The sequence below is a fragment of the Gemmobacter serpentinus genome (genome assembly GCF_008973825.1).
In the GTDB taxonomy this organism is placed as follows: Bacteria; Pseudomonadota; Alphaproteobacteria; order Rhodobacterales; family Rhodobacteraceae; genus Gemmobacter; species Gemmobacter serpentinus.
Genome location: NZ_WCHR01000020.1, coordinates 63797 through 78839, shown reverse-complemented (window position 1 = coordinate 78839; position 15043 = coordinate 63797). Strand labels below are relative to the sequence as shown.

General features: G+C 63.8%; 14 protein-coding genes. 9 read left to right on the top strand and 5 right to left on the bottom strand.

Features of this window, described 5'->3' with window-relative positions; genetic code table 11:
* Window positions 1-5 precede the first annotated feature (5 nt).
* Window positions 6-242, bottom strand: a complete 237-nt coding sequence (locus GBJ34_RS13245; RefSeq protein WP_151719689.1) for a hypothetical protein — start codon at window positions 240-242, stop codon at window positions 6-8.
* Window positions 243-350: 108 nt separating this feature from the next.
* Here GBJ34_RS13245 and GBJ34_RS13240 point away from each other — a divergent pair, with 108 nt between their 5' ends.
* The 7 genes from GBJ34_RS13240 (at window position 351) to GBJ34_RS13210 (ending at window position 7993) form a co-directional block, all read left to right on the top strand.
* The gene (locus tag GBJ34_RS13240; RefSeq protein WP_318843229.1) at window positions 351-1424 is read left to right on the top strand and encodes a PLP-dependent cysteine synthase family protein; all 1074 of its coding nucleotides are present in this window, start codon (window positions 351-353) and stop codon (window positions 1422-1424) included.
* Between the two features lie 551 nt (window positions 1425-1975).
* On the top strand, window positions 1976-2683 hold the full coding sequence (locus GBJ34_RS13235; protein WP_226341166.1) for an ABC transporter ATP-binding protein: 708 nt from the start codon (window positions 1976-1978) through the stop codon (window positions 2681-2683).
* Between the two features lie 52 nt (window positions 2684-2735).
* Window positions 2736-3884 (top strand): ABC transporter substrate-binding protein, encoded by a 1149-nt coding sequence (locus tag GBJ34_RS13230; RefSeq protein ID WP_151719686.1) that lies wholly within the window; start codon window positions 2736-2738, stop codon window positions 3882-3884.
* 12 nt (window positions 3885-3896) lie between these two features.
* Window positions 3897-4604 carry an ABC transporter ATP-binding protein gene (locus tag GBJ34_RS13225; protein ID WP_151719853.1) on the top strand — a complete coding sequence of 236 codons (708 nt, stop codon included), beginning with the start codon at window positions 3897-3899 and terminating at the stop codon, window positions 4602-4604.
* Window positions 4604-5503, top strand: coding sequence for a branched-chain amino acid ABC transporter permease (locus GBJ34_RS13220; RefSeq protein WP_151719685.1), 900 nt, complete (start codon window positions 4604-4606; stop codon window positions 5501-5503). Before GBJ34_RS13225 ends, GBJ34_RS13220 begins: the two co-directional genes overlap by 1 nt.
* Before the next feature lie 2 nt (window positions 5504-5505).
* Window positions 5506-6621 carry a branched-chain amino acid ABC transporter permease gene (locus tag GBJ34_RS13215; protein WP_151719684.1) on the top strand — a complete coding sequence of 372 codons (1116 nt, stop codon included), beginning with the start codon at window positions 5506-5508 and terminating at the stop codon, window positions 6619-6621.
* Complete coding sequence (locus tag GBJ34_RS13210; RefSeq protein WP_151719683.1) at window positions 6608-7993, top strand: glutamine synthetase family protein; 1386 nt, start codon at window positions 6608-6610, stop codon at window positions 7991-7993. The genes GBJ34_RS13215 and GBJ34_RS13210 overlap by 14 nt, the downstream gene beginning before the upstream one ends.
* A gap of 81 nt (window positions 7994-8074) precedes the next feature.
* Here the strand turns inward: GBJ34_RS13210 and GBJ34_RS13205 are convergent, their stop codons facing one another.
* The 4 genes from GBJ34_RS13205 to GBJ34_RS13190 form a co-directional block, all read right to left on the bottom strand.
* Window positions 8075-8794, bottom strand: a complete 720-nt coding sequence (locus GBJ34_RS13205; protein ID WP_151719682.1) for a glutamine amidotransferase — start codon at window positions 8792-8794, stop codon at window positions 8075-8077.
* Window positions 8795-9406, bottom strand: a complete 612-nt coding sequence (locus GBJ34_RS13200; RefSeq protein WP_151719681.1) for a helix-turn-helix domain-containing protein — start codon at window positions 9404-9406, stop codon at window positions 8795-8797.
* Between the two features lie 175 nt (window positions 9407-9581).
* A complete protein-coding gene (locus GBJ34_RS13195; protein WP_151719680.1) occupies window positions 9582-10343 on the bottom strand; it encodes an N-formylglutamate amidohydrolase in 762 nt (253 codons plus the stop codon).
* On the bottom strand, window positions 10343-11722 hold the full coding sequence (locus GBJ34_RS13190) for an aldehyde dehydrogenase family protein (protein ID WP_151719679.1): 1380 nt from the start codon (window positions 11720-11722) through the stop codon (window positions 10343-10345). The genes GBJ34_RS13195 and GBJ34_RS13190 overlap by 1 nt, the downstream gene beginning before the upstream one ends.
* Window positions 11723-11884: 162 nt before the next feature.
* Here GBJ34_RS13190 and GBJ34_RS13185 point away from each other — a divergent pair, with 162 nt between their 5' ends.
* Window positions 11885-12643, top strand: a complete 759-nt coding sequence (locus GBJ34_RS13185; RefSeq protein ID WP_151719678.1) for an SDR family NAD(P)-dependent oxidoreductase — start codon at window positions 11885-11887, stop codon at window positions 12641-12643.
* Window positions 12644-13135: 492 nt separating this feature from the next.
* On the top strand, window positions 13136-15040 hold the full coding sequence (locus GBJ34_RS13180; RefSeq protein WP_151719677.1) for a PAS domain-containing protein: 1905 nt from the start codon (window positions 13136-13138) through the stop codon (window positions 15038-15040).
* The last annotated feature ends 3 nt before the right edge of the window (window positions 15041-15043 follow it).

The window sequence follows — 15043 nt, the reverse complement described above, 5'->3', positions numbered from 1 at the left end:
CCGGATCAGAGCGTTCTTTCGGTCATTTCCTTGATGATCCCCTCCATATCCTTTGAATCCCGTAGCCGGAACCCGGCGATATCGAGGTTGCCGGCCTTGGTCATCGCATTCAGCAATTGCGGAACGATCCGCGACTTGGCGGCACCAAAGGCGGTCACCACGCCCCAAAGGAAGGGAATGTTCAGACGGAGCGGTCGCACGGTGAGGCCGGGCAGCGGCAGGGGATCCTGCCCGTTCCACATTCGAGGTTGCAGACCTGCCAAAAGGCGCGTTGGTTGAGGTCGAAGCGATTATTGCTTTGGGTAGGAAGGATTGAGATCATGCAGGATTGCTGCAAATCACCGCGGAGCTTGTCACAGGAAGAGCGTGTCTGGACAAGGCGGGCGATTGAACTCTTGCAGGCCGACGGCCAACGTTCTGCGGATACCCATCTGGTCAAGCTGGATTTCGTGGGTTTGCCGGGGATCTCGATCTATCTGAAGGATGAAAGCACCCATCCGACGGGCAGTCTCAAGCACCGCTTGGCGCGCTCGCTGTTTCTCTATGGGATCTGCAATGGCCGGATCCGCAAGGGCACGGCATTGGTGGAGGCGTCATCGGGGTCCACCGCGGTGTCGGAGGCCTATTTTGCCAGGCTGCTCGACCTTCCCTTCACCGCAGTCATGCCCCGCTCGACCAGCCAGCAGAAAGTTGACGCCATCACCGCCTTGGGGGGGCGCTGCCACTTTGTCGACAATGCCTCCCAGGTCTATGAGGTGGCCGAAGCCATCGCCGCAGAGGCGGGCGGCTATTATCTCGACCAGTTCACCTATGCAGAACGGGCGACAGATTGGCGCGGCAACAACAATATTGCCGACAGCATGTTCCGCCAGATGTCGGGTGAGGCCCAGCCGGTGCCGGATTGGGTGGTGATGAGCGCGGGAACCGGCGGCACATCCGCCACGATCGGGCGCTATATCCGATACCGCAATCTGGAGACCCGGCTTTGCGTGGTCGATGTGGAGGGTTCTGCCTTCTATGACGCATGGCAAAGCGGCGACATGTCGATCACGGCAAGCGGATCGCGCATCGAGGGCATCGGGCGCCCACGGGTCGAACCCTCGTTTATTCCCGGTGTGGTGGATCAGATGATACAGGTGCCGGATGCAGCTTCGATCGCGGCGGCGCGGGTGCTGTCGGAGCGCCTGTTCCGGCGCGTCGGGGGCTCGACCGGCACGAATTTCATGGGTGTCCTCTGTCTGGCGTCGCTGGCGAAAGCGCGGGGCGAGCAAGGCGCGTTCGTGACTTTGGTCTGTGACAGTGGTGATCGCTATAGCAACAGCTATTACAATGATGACTGGCTGAAAGCTCAGGGCATCGATATCGCCCCCTGGCGCGCGCGGATCGAGGCCTTTCTGGATCGCGGTGTGGGCGGGTTCATGTAGCCGCTACGCGCAGGATAGCAGATAGTATCAATCTCGGCTGCGGGGCCCATGCCATGTCGCATGGGCCCCGCATCTCATTGGCCTGGCCTGCTGCTGGCCCTATGCCGGTCTGTGCTTCGCGCCTGCGGTGGGACAGCGATCGTCCCCCATTCGTGCGGCCTTGATCGGCCACGGTCGGGGAGCGTGCCCCTGCGTTCAGCGGCCAATCCTGCTGCGGCGATGCCGTGACCGGCATCCGCGTTGGCCGGGCTTTCTACGCGCCCGCCTGCGCAAGCCGCATCGCGGCTTTCAGGCACCTCCGCAGATCCCCCGCCCCGTATCGTCGGGACGGGGGATCTGCAGGATGCATGTGTGGGGCCAGAGGGGCGGTTCGCCGAGGGCAGCAATTTTCTATTATGGAAATAATTATCCAATGAAGAAAATTAAGATTGCTCTTCAGCAAAACTTTGATAACGATTTACCCCAAGCAGTCTGGCCTAGAGACCGGGCGCAACAGGGAAAGGTATCGGGCCGTGTTGTCCGTTTCAGGAATTCACAAGTCCTTTGGGGGCGTGCTTGCGCTTGCCGGTGCCTCACTGGATTGTGCCGCCAGTGAGGTCGTGGGGCTGATCGGTCCGAACGGGGCGGGCAAGTCCACGCTGGTCAATGCGATCAGCGGCTTTCTGGTGCCGGATCAGGGCATGATCACCCTGGGCGGACAGCCGCTTCAGGGCCGCAGCCCGCAAGAGATTTCGGCGGCTGGTGTCGCGCGCACCTTTCAGAATCTGCGGATCTTCCCCGATCTGACGGTGCGCCAGAATGTCGAGGTGGCGCTCCTGCGGGCGCGCCGCCTGAACCCCGACCGGGCCGCGTCCCTGCGCACCGATGACCTGCTGGAAACCTTCGGGCTGGCCAGCCGTGCCCGCGAGACGGCGGGAAGCCTTCCCTATGGCACAAGGCGCTGGATGGAGATCGCCCGTGCCATGGCGACCGCGCCGCGCATCCTGCTGCTGGATGAACCCGCCGCCGGTCTGAATGACGAAGAGACCGAGCGGTTGCATCAGGTCATTACCCTGATCCGCGACCGGGGCGATGTGGGCGTGGTGGTGATCGATCACGATCTGGCCTTCATCAACAATGTCTGCAGCCGCCTGTTCGTCATGGATCAGGGGCGGCTGATTGCCAGCGGGGTTCCCGCAGATGTCTGGCGCGATCCTCAGGTCATCGAGGTCTATGTCGGGCCCGGCAACCGGGCCGATACAACAGAGCCAATAAGATAAAGCCAATAGAAAAGAGGTTGTCTGACTTGGGCGGCCCAATGCGGAGGGAAAGATGAACAAGATGAAATGCACGGGCCTCGGACTTGCGCTGACCTTGACGGTTCCCGGGATGGCGAGCGCCGAAGACATCCGTATCGGCATCGCCGCCTCGCTGACAGGGGCCTATGCCCCCTATGCCGAGGTCGAGGGCGCGCGCTGCATGGCAGATACGCTGAACAAGGCCGGGCAGGGGCCGAAGGTGGATATTCTGGTCGAAGATACCCGGTCAGAGCCGCAGCTTTCGGTCTCTATCGCGCAGAAATTTCTCGATCAGGGCGCACAGGTCGTGACCGGCATCCCCTTCCCGGATTCGCTGATCCCGATTGCCCAGGTCGCGGCAGAGACCGGCGCAACCGTGTTTTCCGCCCCCAATACCCAGGTCGAGATGCAGATCGCGGGTTTCGAGAATTTCATCGCGGGTGCGGTGCCCGATCCGGTGAATGGGGCCGCCACCGCCGAGGCGGCCTATGCCGCAGGCGCGCGCTCGGTCGTTCTGTTCAAATCGGCGGATGCCGGATCTTGGTCCGATATGCTGCCCGAATGGTTCGGCGAGAGCTTCGAGCATCTGGGTGGCACAGTGGCGGGGCGGTTGAGCCATAGCATCGGCACCAGCGACTGGTCGCCGCAGATCGCGCAGATCCGCGCGATGCAGCCGCAACCCGATGCGGTGATGATTTCCTCGGTGCTGCCCGATGTCGGCATTTTGATCCGCCAATTGCGGGCCAGCGGCTTTGACGGGTTGGTCATCGGCTCGGACGGTTTCGATGATCCCTCGCTGGAGGGGACGGTTGCAGATCCGAGCGCCCTGGACAAGGTGATCTTTGCCACCCACGGCCCGACCGGCACCGGCAGTTCTATCGATACCTTCCTTGCCGATTGCAAGGCGCGCGGCTTCAAGGTGCAGGGCATCTTCGATGCTTTGGGTGCCGATATGGTGCTGGAAACCCATGCGGCTGCGGTGCGGGCGGGGTCGGTCGATCCGGTCGCGATCCGGGCGGCGCTGCGCGCCGAAGGCGGCAATCCGGGCGTGACGGCCGAGGTGATCTCTTACGCCGAAAATGGCGGCTCGCCGGTCAAGACTGTGCCGGTCATCGGTTTCAAGGACGGCAAGCGCGTGGTCCTGCAAGACAGCATTCCGGCCTTTGTGCCGAACTGGCGCTGACCCGTGTCAGAGATGCTGCGCCTTGAGACGGTCTCGGTCCAGTATGGCCCGGTCCGGGCCGTGCGGGATCTTGATCTGGCGGCGGGGGCCGGCGCGCTGATCGCGCTTCTGGGGCCGAATGGTGCGGGCAAGACCTCCACCATCGCGGCGATCAGCGGGCTGGTTCCGGCAACCGGCAGGATCATGCTGGCGGGCGAGGATATCTCTCGCCTGCCGGTCGAGGACCGGATCAAGCGTGGCATCGCGGTCGCCCCCGAAGGGCGCAGGATCTTTGCCAATCTGACGGTTGCCGAAAACTTGCGCATGGGGGCGGCGCTGCGGCGCGATGCGACGGGCGTGCGGCAGGATACCGACCGCTATCTGAGCCTGTTTCCCGTCTTGGGCGAACGCATCAACCAACATGCGGGAACCCTGTCGGGGGGTGAGCAGCAGATGCTGGCCATCGCGCGGGCGATGATGTCGCGCCCGAAGGTCCTGCTGCTGGATGAACCCTCGCTGGGGCTGGCGCCGCTGATCGTGGCGAGAATCTTCGATTTCATCGGCCAATTGAAGGCCGAAGGGCTGACCGTGATCCTGGTGGAACAGAACGCGGCACAGGCCATGCGCTTTGCCGATCAGGTCTGTGTGCTGGCCTCGGGCCGGGTCAGCTATCGCGGCAGCCCGGCAGATCTGGCGGGGGCCGATGTGATGAAGCTCTATCTTGGCGATGCGGGGATGTGATGGAATATCTGATCCAGCAATTGCTGAACGCCCTTGCCTTCGGGGCGGAATATGCCCTGATCGCGCTCGGGCTGGCGGTGGTCTTTTCGATCATGGGTCTGGTGAACTTCGCGCATGGCGAGGTGATTGCCGGGGCAGCCTATGCGGTGCTGCTCTTTGCGGGGCTTGGTTTTGGCGCACCACTTCTGGTGATCGGGCTGGCGATTGCGGCGGCGATCATCATGTCGGTCGCGCTGGAACGCGTCGCGTTCCGCCCGGTGCGCAATGCCCCAGTCACCACCGGGCTGCTGACCGCCTTTGGCGTCAGCATCGTGTTGCAGAACCTGTTCCAGCTTCTGGTCTCGCCGCGACCGCAGGCCTTTCCAGCGCTGAACGGGCTGAACGTGACCTGGCATCTGGGGCCTTGGGCGATCTCCTCGCTGCAGGTGATGGAACTGGCGGCGGCCTTGCTGGCCATGCTGGCGCTTAGTGCTTTTCTGGGCCGGTCGCTTCTGGGCATCGCCATGCGGGCGGCATCGCGGGATTTCTCGACCGTGCGGCTGATGGGGATCAAGGCCAATCGGGTGGTGGCTGCGGCCTTTGTCATCTCTGGCGCATTGGCGGGGATTGCCTGTGTCTTTATTCTTGCCCGGCGCGGCGGCGTGACCCCCGATATGGGCTTTTCGCTGGTGCTCAAGGCCTTTGTCGCCTGCGTGATCGGTGGGTTTGGGTCGCTGTTCGGGGCGGCGGCCGGCGGGATGCTACTGGGCTTTATCGAGGTCGGGCTGCTCGTCCTTTTGCCGCAAGAGATGGGCGGGCTGAAGGATGCGCTGACCTATGTCATCGTCACCATGATCCTGATCTATCGCCCCGAAGGCCTGTTCGGCACGCGCCGTGATCTGGGTGACAAGGAATTCTGACCATGAAACAGGATCTTGATACCGCGCCCGCCGGGGCAGTTGCCGCGCCATTGCCCTGGTGGGGCCGGGCGCTGGCCGGAGGGGCGCTGGCGGCGCTGCCGGTCATCGTGATCGGGCTGATCGTGCTGATGGTCGCGCCGGGCTGGGTGCAGAATCTGACGGCGATGGCGCTGATCAATCTGATGATCGTGGTGGGGTTGCAGATCTATTCCGGCAATTCCGGCATCGTGCATCTGGGGCATAGCGCCTTTGTCGGGCTGGGTGCCTATGGCATGGCCATCCTGACCACGCCACTTGTGATGAAAAAGCTGTCGATCCCGAATGCGCCCTTCGGGCTGGCCGGGGTGGAGCTGCACTGGCTGCCCGGCGCGGCGCTGGCGCTGCTGGTGGTGGGCGTGATCGCCTGGATCTCGGCCCGGGTCATCGCGCGGCTGTCCGGGATCGCCGCTACGATTGTCAGCCTGGCCTTCCTGATGGTGATCCATTCGGTGTTTCTGCACTGGCCTGCGCTGTTCAAGGGCAATCAGGGCTTTTTCGGCATCCCCAAACTGATCGGTTTGCCCGAATTGCTGCTGGCGGCCTGCGCGGTGATCCTGATCGCCCGGCTGTTTCGTGAAAGCCCCGGCGGGCTGCAATTGCGCGCCAGCGCGCAGGATCAGAAAGCGGCGGACGCCATCGGCATTGACAGCCGTGCCCTGCGCCGCCACGCTTGGATCCTTTCGGCGCTGGTCTGCGGCCTGGCCGGGATCCTGTTTGCGGTGTTCAGCGGCACGATCAGCCCGCGCCTGTTCTTCTTTCAGCAGGTCATGCTGACGCTGGCCATGCTGATCCTTGGCGGCATGGCCAGCGTCTCGGGCGCGGTGGCGGGAGCGGTGATCCTGTCGCTGGTGCTGGAACTGATCCGCAATATCGAATCCGGTGTGACCATTGGCGGGGTGACCACGCCCGCCCTGCTCGGGCTGTCCGGCGTGGCATTGGGCATGGTGATCGTCCTGTGCATGGCGCTGCGCCCGCAGGGATTGCTGGGCCACCGGGAGGCAGATGATTTTCTGGAGAAATGGCGGGTATCGCGCACTCCGGGACGCAATGACAGGAGAGATGAAAATGCAACTCGCTGAACAGGCCGCGCATTGGGCCCCCGATTACGAGGCGCAATACAAGAAGCTGAAGGCCGCAGGCGTCACCTGGCTGCAAAGCCATATGGTCGATATGACCGGCGGCTTTCGGTCCAAGATATCGCCGCTGAAGCTGTCGGCATCTGGGGATGCGCTGAACGGGATCCTTTACTGCGTGTCGCATGGGGACGGCCAGCCGATCGGCGACACGGCCTTCGCCTCGGCGCTGGCATCAGATGACAATGGCTATCCCAATATTCAGGCATTGGCCGATCCGTCCAGCATCCGGGTGCATGGCTGGCGCAAGGATACCGCCTCGATCATCATGAACGGCTATATGCTGGACGGATCGCCCTGTGCGGTCGATCCGCGTCATGTGCTGCAGGCGGCCGATCAGCGACTGCGCGCGGCGGGCTATGAGGCGCGGGTGGCGCTGGAATACGAGTTCGGCATCTTTCATGCCGATCACGCGCTGATGCAGCAGGGGCGCTACCGCGAACTGCAACCCTGGGGGCATTCTCTGGTCAATTATGATCTGGTGCGCAGCGGCGATTATCAGGATCTTGTGACTGAATTCATGCGCCGGATGGAGATGCTGGGGATCGGCGTGGCCTCTTTCGTCACCGAATATGGCTATGGCATGTATGAATTCGCGCTGACGCCGAAACCGGCGGTCGAGGCGGCGGATGATGCGATGCGGGCCAAGCTGCATCTGCGTGAGCTTTGCGCCGAGCGCGGGCTGGTCGCGACCTTCATGACGCGCTTCCAGCCGCCGGGCAAGGAAAGCGCCTGTGGCGCGCATCACCATCTCAGCCTGTGGCAAGATGATGTGCCGGTGCTCGCGGCGGGGGTGAACAACCTGTCGCCGGTCGGACAGCATTTCCTGGGCGGTCTGTTGCAGCATATGCGCGACACCCATGTGATGTTCCGCCCGACAATAAATTCCTATCGCCGGTTTGATCGCGGGGCCTGGTCGCCCACCGATGTGTCATGGGGCTATGAAAACCGCACGGCGGCCATTCGGGCGATCACCACGCCGACGCCCGGCGCCTGCCGGTTTGAACACCGGGTGCCGGGGGCAGATATCAATCCCTATCTGACGCTGGCCGCGATACTGGCGGCGGGGACTGACGGGATCGAAAAGGGCACCGCACCCTTGCCGCTGTCGCCGGGCATGGCGCAGGGGGCCGTGCCGCTGCAATCCAGCCTTGCGGCGGCGGTGGAGGATTTCGCGGCGTCTGACTTCTGCCGCGCGGCCTTTGGCGATGCCTTTGTCGATCACTATGCCGACAGCCGCCGCAACGAGGTCGCGGCCTATGAGACATGGGCCGCACAGCGCATCACCGATTTTGAGTGGCAGCGCTATTTTGTCTGAAGAAACGGGCAGCGCGCAGGTCAGCTGCGGGCCGCCTGTTGCCTCTTCGGGATCGCCGGTCGGCGTCTCTGGCCAATCGTCTCAGCCGCGCGCCAGCGCCACAAAGCGTTGCAGCAGCGCCGGGCCTTCCGGCGTATCGGCAAGGCCCGCATCCAGATCGCTGGGGTCGACGCCTGCGGCGGCATGGTCAGCGCGCATCCCATCCATCAAAAGGCGCATCATCTCGCCGGTCAGTTCCGGATGGAACTGCACGCCCCAGGCGTGCGGGCCATGCCGCAGAACCTGATGCGCATCCTGTGCGCTATGCCCGATCACGGATGAACCGGGCGGCGGCGTCAGCACGGTCTGGTAATGGTGTTCCTGAAACCGCGTGCCGGTGGCGACCGGGCCGAAAAGCGGGTCCTGCGGATCGGGGGCAAGGGTGATCGGCAGCGTTCCGGCCTCCAACCCCGTCGGGTTGGGGCCGACCGTGCCGCCAAGCGCATGGGCCAGCAGCTGATGCCCGAAGCAGATGCCCAGAACCGGCTGGTCGGCGGCCACCGCCGCACGCAGCCAAGCAGCACCGCGCAGCATCCAGGGGGCCTGTTCGGTGACCATGGCGGCGGCACCTGTGATCATCACCCCGGCATGGGCACCGATCTCGGGCAGTGGTTGATCGCGGTAAAGGTCGATCACCTCGACCTCATCGGGCGCAAGGCCGGCGGCGGCGATGAACGTGTCTTCGGTATCCCCGAAACGACAGGTGAAATCAGTGGAATAGGGCGCAAGCGTGCCCGCCTTGAAGATCAGGATCCGCGACATTCAGGTCCCCGGTCCGGTGGGAAAGCCCGGCGGCAACGCGGGCCGCATGGAGTTTGACATCAGCATCAGGACTGGCGCCTCGCTGTGGCAGACATAGCCATGTTCCATCTCGGCATCGAACTGGATGCTGTCACCTGGTTCCAGCAGCAAGGGCTCGTAATGCTGGGTATGCAGGATCAGGCTGCCGGTCAGGATGCGCAGAAATTCCTCGCCCGCATGGGACCGCCAGCCGCCGGTTTCTTCCATGCTGCGTCCGGTCACGGTGACGTTCCAGAACAGGTTGCTCTTGTCGCGGAAATCGCTGCTCAGCACCTCATAGACCATGCCCTTGGTCTCGTGCCGGGTTCCCTGACCTGCCCGGATGATCGAGCGGCGCGCCATAGGCCGGGCACTGGGGGCGGCCAGAAACGAGGTGACCGGCACATGCAGCACACCGGCAATCCGCAAGGCCAGATCAACGGAAATGCGCTGCTTGCCGTTTTCCAGCTTTGAAAGTTGCGACACCGTCAGGCCTGACTTCTCGCTCAGCTCTTTCAGCGACAGGTTCAGCCGTTTGCGGGTTTGCCGGATGGCCCCGCCCAGATCACCCACCCCACCTTCGTCCAGACCCATACCTTTTCCCTTTGCCATACCAGCCAGCAGTATAGGGACTTGCCCGGACCCTGTCAGCCAGTCCTTCGGAGTGACCAGCCCTTCGGCTTTGCGCCGCTTGGGCACCGCTTGCGCGATTGCGCCAGACCGCGTGTTGCGCGGTCGCGATCTCGCGCCGGTGCCGCAGCCGCTTGCGTCACACAGTTTCCAGCGCCGCGTTCAACACAGCGGCCAGCAAGGGGCCAAGCGCCGCCTCAGCCGGGGTGCCAAACAGGGCATTGTTGATTTCCAGATAGAAGCAGGGCAGGCCGCGCCGCAATCCATGGGCGTCCAGACTATAGGCCTCGACCTTGCGCCAGTCATAGGGCGCATTGTCGCCGATGCGCAGCCCAAGCGCTGTGCCACGGGCCTGCAGACCGGCCAGTGCTGCGCGGATAAAGGGGCTGTCCTCGCGCCAGAGCACCCCGATATCGACGGGGCGGCGGTCACCCGCCATGACCGGCGTAAAGGAATGCACCGACACCACGGCGCGCCGCCCGTTCAGCACCCGGCGGATTGCACGATCCACCGGATCGACCGCAATCGCGCGGCGCAGGCTGCGCTCTTCGGGGCAGATGGCCAGATTGGCGGGCACCGGAATGCCGCCCAGATCGGGGCGCATGTGATCCCAGTCATCGGCAAAGCGGTTGTAATCGGTGAAGATCCGCGAATAGCGCGTCAGCACCGCCGGGGCGGCCAGCCGCGCCGACAGATCCCGGGTAAGCCCGTCCACGCCGGGATCCCAGGCGTAATGCGTGGTCAGAAAGGCCGGGTCCAGCCCCAGGCTGCCCCAGGGGGCCGGCACCTGGGCCCCGGCGTGTTCGCACAGCAGCATCAGCGGGCTGATCTCGTCCTCGCGCAGCACTTCGACGGATGCTGCGGCAAGCTGTGCAAGGGTGGATGTGTCCAGCCGCATCATCAGCCGAGGGTGCGGATGTGGAAGGATTTTGCGGCGGTGGTCTCGATCAGCCCGACGCGGCCATTGGTGCGGCCAAGACCGGAGTCTTTCACGCCGCCCCAGGGCAGATAGAGATCGGCATGGTCGCAGCGGTTCAGATAGACCGTGCCCGCCTCGACCTCGTCCAGCAGCGCCTCGCCGCGTGCGATGTCGGAGGTCCAGATGCTGGCCGACAGACCATAGGTGGAATCGTTCATCAGCGCGATGGCCTCGGCATCACCCGATACGGTCTGGATGCAGGCCACCGGCCCGAACAGCTCATCGCGCATGATCGACATACCGTGATTGAGGCCCGCCAGCACCGTTGCAGGCACATAGGCCGCACCAAGATCAGTTTTTGGCACCATCAGGCCGCGCCCCCCGGCGGCAAGGGCGGCTGCGATCTGGTCATTGATCCGTGTGGCGGCCGCCGCGCTGACCACCGGGCCGAGCATCGCCTTGTCCTGAACCGGGTGGCCGATGGTCCATTTCGCGGCCTCGGCCAGCAGCGCCTCGGTAAAGCGGGCCTCGATCTGCTGATCGACATAGATCCGTTCGACCGAGCAGCAGCTTTGCCCGGCATTGGAGAAGCAGCCCTCGGCAATATCGGCGACGATGCGGTCGATCTCGGCATCGGCGCGGATATAGGTCGGATCCTTGCCGCCCAGTTCCAGATGCACGGCGGTCATGGTGCCGCCCGCCGCCGCATGAACGCGCTTGCCGCCCGCGACCGAGCCGATGAAGTTCACCGACTGAAAATTGCCGCCCGCGATCAGGCTTTCGGCATCGGGATGCGACAGGTGCAGGGCCTGGAAGGCACCAGGCAATCCGCCTGCCGCCAGCCAGGCGGCCTGGGCCAGTTCGGCAATCAGCGGCACCTGCGGCGAGTGTTTCAGGATCACAACATTGCCCGCCAGCAAGGGTTGGCTGACCAGATAGCCCAGCATGGCTGTCGGATAGTTCCAGGCGCAGATCGACAGGTGCAACCCGGTTGCCACCGGGCGGCTGTAGCGCCGGATGCCGGTCTCAGATTCGAAATCGGTATCGGCCAGCGTGCCTGCGGCGGCACCGGTCAGCAGCTCGCCGATCAGGGCCAGGCGCGGGGTCTCATCGGCCTGCCAGGCGGGGCGGCCAATGCCCCAGGTCACGGCCTCGGCCAACAGGCTGGCACGCGCCTTCATCTCTTCGCCAAAGCGCAGCAGGATCTTGCCACGCTCATGCAGCGGGATGCGGTGCCAGGCCCGTGCTGCGCCGCGGGCCGTCTCCAATGCAGACGCAATCTCCGACGCCGTGGCATAGGCACGTTCGGTATAGACCGACCCATCAACCGGCGAGATCACGGCGAAGCCATTCTGAGACATTGTGAGACCCTGTTTCCTATGTGTTTTGCGGATACAAACCTGAAATTTCCATTTTAGCAACTTTTTTCTATTTTGGCTTGTCTTTCGGATGAAAGGCCCTAGGCTCACCGAAATTCAAGAATGAACGCCCGGGTCAAAAATCGGGCTGGCGGGAGCTGAAGAATGATCAAATATGACTTTTCCGGCCGTCATGCCGTGGTCACCGGGGCAGGTGGGGGGATGGGCGAGGCCATCGCCCTTGGGCTGCTGGAGGCGGGGGCGGTCGTCACGGCCATCGACCTGAAGCCGCAGCCCGACAGCCTTGCAGGCTTTGGCGACCGGCTGACCTATTGCACCGGCGATCTGGCTGATGCGGGCTTTGTAACCGATGCGATCACCCGCGCGGGCGAGGCGCGCGGCGGCATCGATTATCTGGCCAATGTGGCGGGTGTGCTGTGGTTCGGGCGCGACAAATCGGTGCTTGAGATGGATATGGCGGTCTGGGATCAGGTATTTGCTATCAACCTGACTGCGCCTGCGCTGACCGCGCGTGCCGCCGTTCCCTTCATGCGCAAGTCCGGGCGCGGCGGGGCAATGGTGCATTTCTCGACGATCCAGTGGTATCGCGGCGACCCCCAGCCGCAGGATGCCTATCAGGCCTCGAAAGCCGGTCTTTGCGCCTTGTCCAAGTCGCTGGCGATGCAGCTGGCGGCGGAAGGCATCCGCTCCAACGCGATCTGTCCGGGTATGGCGGTGACGCCGTTGCAGGCGCGGTGGGACAATGAGGAAGTGCTGAAGGCCGTTGCGGCCTATGCGCCGCTGGGGCGGATCGGCACGCCGCAGGATATGGCCAATGCGGCGCTGTTCCTGCTGTCGGATGCGGCGAGCTACATCACCGGGATCGAACTGGCGGTGGATGGCGGGTTGCTGATGCGGATGTGATCCATGGCCTGATCGGGCTGCAACCGACGACCATCCGTGCAGGAGCGGCGGTCGCGGGCAGGGGCAGGGCGCACGGCTCCCGCAGGCTGTCAGGCCTGCATCTTTCTGTTCCATTGGCCCGGTTCGGGGCTTGCCGGGATCGGCAGGCAACGGCCCGACAGGATTGCGGGCCGAATGATGTTGTGACCGCGCTCCCGCAAGGCATGTTTTTTGTGCAACGCACCTTGCTGCTGCGGACTGGGGCGGCACCCCCGCCTATGGCCTCTGCCGATTGACGAACGCGCGCGGCTGCATGAGCCCGCCAACATGCGTGCCGCGCCGCCGAGCTGGCCCATGCGCGTTTCAGGGCAGCGCCGTGCATCGGCAAGCCGCCCCAGAACATGGACGCTGGCGATCACACTGGGATTCTGCCAGAAGTGACGACCGTCTGGACACAATTCCAGACCCGGCTCTAATCTCCGTCGACTTGGTGACGGTTCCTGGCGGTGATCCATGGCTGAACGCTTGTTTCCAGAGAGCGAAGAATTCTGCGGGCCGACGGATGCGCGCGATGGCATCCGCGCAGCCATTCTCGCGGTTGATTGGGAGAGGACAGCCGCAGGTCCGGTTGCGGCATGGCCGCCAGCCTTGCGCGCGACGGTCAGGACCGTGCTTTATGCCGCCTCGCCTATGGCGGTGCTGATCGGGCGTGAGGGGATTGTTGTCTGCAACGTGGCCGCCCGCGAGATCTTCGGGGATGCATGGCAGGAGGCACAGGGCAGACCGATCTTTGACTCATTGCCGGTTGCACGGAAATTCTATCGCGAGAAGATCGATGACGCCTATCGGGGGCGAAGCCATCGCCTGAAGGATCAGCCGATCCGGCTGATCCGCGACGGTGCGGCCACCACCTGCTGGTTCAACCTCGGACTGTCGCCGATCATCGGCGATGACGGTCAGATCCTTGGGACGTTGATGGCCGCGAGCGAGACCACCAACCATATCCTGACACGACGCGCCCTGACGCGGGCACAAGAACGCGTCGATGTCGCATTGGAGGCGGGAGGCATCATTGGCACATGGGATTTCGACATCCGGTCCCGCAAGATGATGATCGATGGCACCTTGGCCGCGCAATACGCCATTTCACCGGCTGATGCGCGGTCGGGCATCGCGATCGAGACGCTGTTGCAAAACCTGCATGAAGACGATCGCGGCCGGGTTCTGGCCGCAGTCGATGCGGCGGTGAAGGGCGGCGGCACCTTTCACAGCCGGTTCCGCACGATCACCGCGGATGGCGCATTGCATTGGTATGTCGTCTCGGGGCGGCAAATCCTTGATGAACAGGGCACCATCTCTGGCTTTGCAGGGATTGTCATCGACACCACCATCCAGTCCGAGGCGGCGGCGGCGCTGGCCGACAGCAATCTCAGATTTGACACGCTGGTCGAGGCGATCCCCCAGATCGTCTGGAGCACCGACCGCCATGGCAATCATGATTTCTTCAATCGTCGCTGGACGGAATTCACCGGGATCGCCCATGCCAATCTCACGCCGACACTCTGGGCGGATCTGGTGCATCCCGAAGATCACGACCGCGTTCAACAGGAATGGTCGACCTGTCTGAAGACGGGCCAGCCCTATGATGTCGATTATCGGTTCCGGCATCATCGTGACGGCTATCGTTGGTTGCGTGTCATCGCCCTTCCGGTGCGGGATGCGGAGGGGACGATCACACGCTGGTATGGCACCTCCACCGATATCGAGGATGCCAAGCTGCTGGAGACCGAGCGTGACCTGGTCAACCGTGAACTTGACCACCGGATCGGCAATCTTTTTGCCTTGGTGAGCGGGCTGATCAGCCTGTCGCTGCGGGACCGGCCGGAGGCCAAGCCCTTCGCGCTGGAAATCCGGGAACGGCTTGCCCTGCTGCACAAGGCGCACAGGTTGGTCAAGGCCACGGGAAGGGATCAGGCCGTTGCGCTGATGGATGTTCTGCGCGAGGTTCTCGCGCCATACCGTCAGAGCGACGAAGGCCGCGAGACGGTCACCGAAGACGCCCAGAACGGGGCCGCCCTCCGGATCCGCGCGGAATCGGTGTCAGCCTTTGCGCTGGTCTTCCACGAGCTTGCGACCAATTCAGCCAAATATGGTGCCATCGCCGCGCCGGATGGCAGGCTTTTCGTGGCGTTGCAGCGGGACACCGATGGGGTCACGATCGAATGGCGCGAAGAGGGGCATGTCCATGCCGATGCGCAGACCCCGGAGGGTGGGGGATTTGGCTCGAAACTTCTGACAGCCGTGGTTGAGGGCCAGTTTCGTGGCAGGTTCACGCGGGATCTTACCGCTAATGGGATGCGTCTGATCCTGCGCCTTCCGCGGGAGCTGTTTCTGGACGAGGGTCGGGATCGGGGCTGAGGT